Source organism: Promicromonospora sp. NPDC057488 (assembly GCF_042802395.1).
In the GTDB taxonomy this organism is placed as follows: domain Bacteria; phylum Actinomycetota; class Actinomycetes; order Actinomycetales; family Cellulomonadaceae; genus Promicromonospora.
On sequence record NZ_JBHVEG010000279.1, the window covers coordinates 1 to 5,231 of the forward strand.

The 5,231-nt window shown below is 74.9% G+C and carries 5 protein-coding genes; 3 read left to right on the plus strand and 2 right to left on the minus strand.

What is annotated here, in order from left to right; translation table 11 throughout:
• Positions 1-758: cupin domain-containing protein (locus tag ACFU5G_RS28990; RefSeq protein ID WP_377252438.1), on the minus strand; the 758-nt coding region annotated here is incomplete at its 3' end.
• Positions 759-840: 82 nt separating this feature from the next.
• Between ACFU5G_RS28990 and ACFU5G_RS28995 the strand changes: the two genes are divergently transcribed.
• A complete protein-coding gene (locus tag ACFU5G_RS28995; protein WP_377252440.1) occupies positions 841-1,677 on the plus strand; it encodes an NAD(P)H-binding protein in 837 nt (278 codons plus the stop codon).
• A 30-nt stretch (positions 1,678-1,707) separates the two neighbouring features.
• Here ACFU5G_RS28995 and ACFU5G_RS29000 read toward each other — a convergent pair whose 3' ends face one another.
• Positions 1,708-2,793 (minus strand): DUF5937 family protein, encoded by a 1,086-nt coding sequence (locus ACFU5G_RS29000; protein WP_377252442.1) that lies wholly within the window; start codon positions 2,791-2,793, stop codon positions 1,708-1,710.
• 99 nt (positions 2,794-2,892) lie between these two features.
• Between ACFU5G_RS29000 and ACFU5G_RS29005 the strand changes: the two genes are divergently transcribed.
• On the plus strand, positions 2,893-4,140 hold the full coding sequence (locus ACFU5G_RS29005) for an MFS transporter (RefSeq protein ID WP_377252444.1): 1,248 nt from the start codon (positions 2,893-2,895) through the stop codon (positions 4,138-4,140).
• Positions 4,141-4,424: 284 nt separating this feature from the next.
• A partial coding sequence (locus ACFU5G_RS29010) for a DNA-binding protein (RefSeq protein ID WP_377252446.1) occupies positions 4,425-5,231 on the plus strand: 807 nt, incomplete at its 3' end.

The window sequence follows — 5,231 nt, forward strand, 5'->3', positions numbered from 1 at the left end:
TCGCCGACCTGGTCGGCGAACCGCTTCGCCAGGGTGGAGCGCGAGACGCCGGTCCGGTCGGCCAGCGACCCGACCGTCCAGGGCGCCGCCGGCTCGGCGTGCAGCAGGCGCAGCGCGTCGCCGACCACCGGGTCCCGCTGCGCGGCCCACCAGCGCGGGGGCTCGCCGCCGGGCCGGTCGAACCAGTCGCGCAGCGTGCACACCAGCATCCAGTCCAGGAGCCGGTCGAGCACCACCTGCTGGCCCGGGGTGTCGACGGCGACCTCGGCGGCGAGGTGCTCCAGCACGGGGTCGCACGTGCCCCCGGCGCCCACGCGCAGCACCACCGGCAGTGCGTCCAGCAGGCGCCGGCTGATCTCGCCGTGCACCGGGTAGGCACCGACGATCAGGGTGGTCGCGGCGCTCCCGGCGCTCCCGCCCGGGGCGGCGCCGTCGTCGTGCCAGCCGAGCCGGTGCCGGGTCCCACCCAGCTCCGGCGTCGCGCAGAACTCGCCGCACGCGACCGGCTCGGCCGATGTCCCGACCTCGTCGACGAAGGTGAACGTCTCGGGGCCGCGCACGACGATCGTCTCGCCGGCGCGGAGCGGCACGGCCGGACCGTGCTCGGGCACGATCCACCCGTCGCCGCCCAGGACGGTGCACAGGGTCAGCGGCGCACCGTCCACGAAGTGCAGGGACCAGGGCGGGGACAGCGTCGAGCTGCCGAACAGGGAGCCATGGGCCCGCACCCCGCGGATCAGGTCACTGAAGGCGTCCATCCCACCGAGGCTAGACGATCACCCATGCGATCCGGCGCTTTACCCATGGATTCGTCCGAGCGGGTGCCGTTGGATCGGTGACATGAGCAACGACATCACCCTCGTCCTCGGTGCCACCGGCAAGACCGGCCGGCGGGTCGCCGCCCGGCTGCGGCTGCGTGGCACGCGGGTACGTGCCGCCTCACGGTCCAGCCGGGCGCCCTTCGACTGGTCCGACCCGAGCGGCTGGGACCCGGTGCTGCAGGACGTCAGCGCCGTCTACGTGGTGCCGCCCTCCGTGCCCGGGCCGGTCCACGAGTTCGCGGCCCGCGCCGAGGCCGCCGGCGTGCGACGCCTGGTCCTGCTCTCCGGCCGCGGCGCCGACACCTGGGGCGACTCCCCGTTCGGGCTGGACATGCGCTCGGCCGAGGACGCCGTGCGGCGCTCGGCCCTGGAGTGGACGGTGCTGCGCGCGTCGAACTTCGACCAGAACTTCGACGAGGACCTCTTCCACGCCCCGCTGGTCGCCGGCGAGCTGGCGCTCCCGGCGGGGAGCGTCCCGGAGCCGTTCGTCGACGTCGAGGACGTCGCCGACGTCGCGGCGGCGGTGCTGGCCGAACCCGGGCGCCATGGCGGGCGCACCTACGAGCTGACCGGGCCGCGCGGGGTGACCTTCTCCGGCGCCGTCGAGCTGATCTCCCGGGCCTCCGACCTGCCCATCACCTACCGGCAGATCTCCAGCGCCGAGTACCGCGCGGCACTTGTCGAGGCGGGCCTGAGCTCGGACGACGCCCACCACGTCGCCGAGATGTTCGTGCTGATGGAGCGGGGGCTGCTGGCCGAGCCGACCGACGACGTCGAGACCGTGCTGGGCCGCCCGCCCCGAGCCTTCGAGGAGTACGTCGTGCGGGCCGCAGCAGCGGGTGCCTGGCGCTCCTGACGCTGTCCCTCGCCGCTATCCGTCCTGACGTCAGCGCAGCACGGCCGCGAGCAGGTCCGTGCCCACCGTCGTCATCGCCTGGACGTCGAGCGTGTAGTGCACGTAGCGGCCGCGCCGTCGGCCCGTGACCAGCCCGGCCTGGCGCAGGACGGCGAGGTGGCGGGATACCTCCGGGGACGTCACCTCCCAGGCGTGGGCCAGCTCGCCCGTGGTGTGCGGGCCGCGGGCCAGGGTGCGCAGCAGCCGGAGCCGCAGCGGGTGCGCGAGGGCCTCCAGCCGCAGCGTGACTGCTTCCAGCGAGGGCGGCGGCGCCGGCGTCTGCTCTGCCACGGGGTACTGCACCACCGGCTGCCACCCGGCCGCGTGCACCACCATCAGGTGCGGGCGGCCGAAGACGCTCGGGACGAAGGTGAGCCCGGTGCCGCGGGCGGCGGTCGCGTTGTCCTGCAGCTGGTCCACGACGATGCTGTCGCCGCCGGGCGCCAGGGTGACCGCGTCGGAGACCGAGGCGAGGGCCGCCCCGGCGCCCTGGCGCCGCAGCAGGTCGTTCTTCAGGCGGAGGTCGGTGGCCAGCCGCACCGCGATGCTCGACCAGGCCGCGTCGAAGAAGGCGTCGGCGCACTGTTCGAGGGTGTGCCGAACCCGCGCCCGCACGGCGGCCGGATCCGCGAGCAGCCGCTCCGCGAAGGCCTCCTGCAGCGGGCCGCGGGCCTGGGCCAGGTCCAGGGCCCGCTCCCGCGCCGTCGCGTCGGCCAGCGGCGACGGCGTGCCGAAGTGGACCCGGTTGCTGCCGCACGTGGTGACGAGCGCGGAGGTCACGTACGTCTCGTCGTCGATCCGGTCCACGTCGTCCAGCTCCTCGACGAGGGTGGGCCGGGGACGGGAGGGGACCAGGAAGTCGGCTCGTGACGAGCGCCAGAGGAACTCCGCCTCCCGCAGCCGCTCGGCCAGCCCGGGCCGCAGCCCGGCCCAGACACCGCCGGCCCAGCCGGCGAGCCGCGGATGGTGCCCGGGTTCGGCCAGCACGTGCAGCATCGCGGTCAGCTCGGCCAGCGGGGAGGCGGCGAACCTCAGCCGCTCGGCCGGCAGGCCGCCGATGTCGATCCTCAGCGTCACCCCCACATCATCACCGACCGCACGGCCGACGACGGCGTCGGTTGACGGAGTCCGTCAACCGACGTGGCCGGCTCGGTGGACGGACGGACCGTTGGCGCCATGGCGACCACGAAGATCAAGCTCCGCGCCCTCGTCCGGGCCTCCGGAGGTCCCCGCTATGCCGCCGCCCTGGCGGTGGACGCGCTCGGCACCGGCCTGATGCGGCCCTTCCTGCTGCTCTACGGGGTGACCGTGCTGCGGCTGTCCGCGCCGGCTACCGGCATCGCCATGACGGCCGGCATCGTCGTGGGCCTGGTGTGCATGCCCGCCGTCGGCCGCTGGCTGGACCGGGGCGCGCGCAGCACCGTCGTGGCGGCGTCGATGCTGGTGCGGGTGCTGGGCGTGGCGCTGCTGCTGGTCAGCCCGCCGGGACAGGTCTGGCCGTTCGCGGTGGCGGCGCTGTTCCTCGGCATCGGCAACCAGGCCTGGCCGGCCGCCCACGCGGCCCTCGTCGCGACGGTGGCCCACGGCCGGGAGCGCGACGCCGCTCTCGCCGCGGGCCGAGCCCTGCGCAACGCGGGCCTGGGCGTAGGCGCGCTGCTGGCCACCGCATGCCTGGCGGGCGGCACCACCGTGCTGCAGGCGCTGGCCGTCGGAACCGGTCTCGCGTACCTCACCGCGGCGGCGCTGGCGTGGTCGGTCCGGCTGCGCGCACGGGTGTCGGCGGATCCGGCCATGGGCGGGAGCGGGGCCGCGGGCAGGGACGGGACCGGCTCGTCGGCGCCCCGCATGCGCGCGCTGCTGGCCGCCAACGTGGTCTACGCCTTCTGCCTCAACGTCCCCGAGATCGCGCTCCCGCTGGTCCTGGTCACCCAGCTGCACGTGTCCCCCGTGTGGTCCGGGGTCGTCTTCGTGACCAACACGGTGCTGGTGGTCACCCTGCAGGTCCCGGTCACCGTCCTGATGGCCCGGTTCGACCGAAGGACCGTGCTGGCGTTGGCCGGCGTGGTGCTCGCGGTGTCCTACGTGGGCTTCCTCGTGGCCACCGCGCTCGGCCAGGGCTGGGCCGCTCTCGCCGTCGTCGTGGTGTCCGTGGTCTGCACCCTCGGGGAGATCGTCTATGCCGGCAGCGCCACCGCGCTCGTCACCGTCCTCGCGCCGGCTCACGCCCTGGGGCGCGCGCTCGCGCGGTTCCAGCTCTCGACGGGTTTCGGTCTCGCGGTCTCCCCGGCGGTCATCACCGCTCTCGCGGCCCACGGCCCGGCAGCTCTCTGGGGCGGCCTGGCCGCTGCGACCCTCCTGTCCGCCTCCGCGGTCGCCACGGAACGAGAGTCACCGAGCGGGAGTCACGCCCACCCCGGCCGGTGATCTGAGCCGGATCCGCCGTGGATTCGCTGCTCACTATCTGCTCTCTGAGCGCGGAGTAGTGCCCTCTTGAACGGCCCGGATCGTTGATATCTAGCCACTCCTGGACTCACTACGCACCCGCTTCAGGAAAGCGGGTGCGTACTTTGTGGGGCGAGAGTAGTAGTAGTATTGCGCTACTACTCGGACTACTACGAGCAGTGAAACGACCGTGAAAAAGAGGGGGCCCGGCGATCAGCCGGCGTCCGATCGCGGACATCAACACGACGACCTGAGCGGGGAACAACGTGCGGGACAAGGAACGGGTCTTCCAGGCGGCGGACGCCCTGGTGGCCGAGGGTGCGGCGGTCACGGTGACGAACGTGCGCGAGCGCGCCGGGTGCTCGAACGCGACCGCCACGAAGTACCTGCGGGAGTGGCGCGAGACGAGGACTGCCGAGAGCGACGCCCGCTCGGCGCTCCCCGAGCTCCCCTCCGCGGTGAGCGCGCTGGCGGACCAGGGCTTGGCGGCGCTGTGGGGTGCGGCGGTCGGGGCGGCACGCGCGGAGCACGAGGCGGCCATCGCGGCGTCGGACGAGGCGCTGACCGCCGTCGTCGGCGAGGCGGACGCCCTGGCGGCGCGCGTGGACGAGGCCGACGCCGAGCTCGCGCAGTTCCGTGCGCTCCTGGAGACCGCGCGGGAGCACGTGCGCAGCGCCCAGGACGAGCGGGGAGCGGCCGAGGAGGCCCGGGCCGAGGCGGCGACGTCGGCCGCCCGCCTGGAGGGTGAGCTCGTCGCCGCCCAGCAGGCGCTGGCGGCGGTGCGCGACGAGCTCGCGCAGGACCGGGCCGCGGCCACGGCTGCCGAGCGCGCCCGGTCCGAGGCCGAGTCCGCCCGCGCTCAGGCCGAGGGCGCCGCCGTCGGCCTGCGGGAGTCCCTGACGGACGTGCGCGCCGCGCTGGAGGCCGCCCGGGGCGACGTCGCGCAGGCGAACCGGGACCGGGCCGCCGCCGAGGCTGGACGGGCCGCCGCCGACGTGTCGGCCGCGCGACTGGAGGGCGAGCTCGCGGCCGGTCGAATCGCGCTGGAGGCGGCCAAGGAGCAGGCGGCCGAG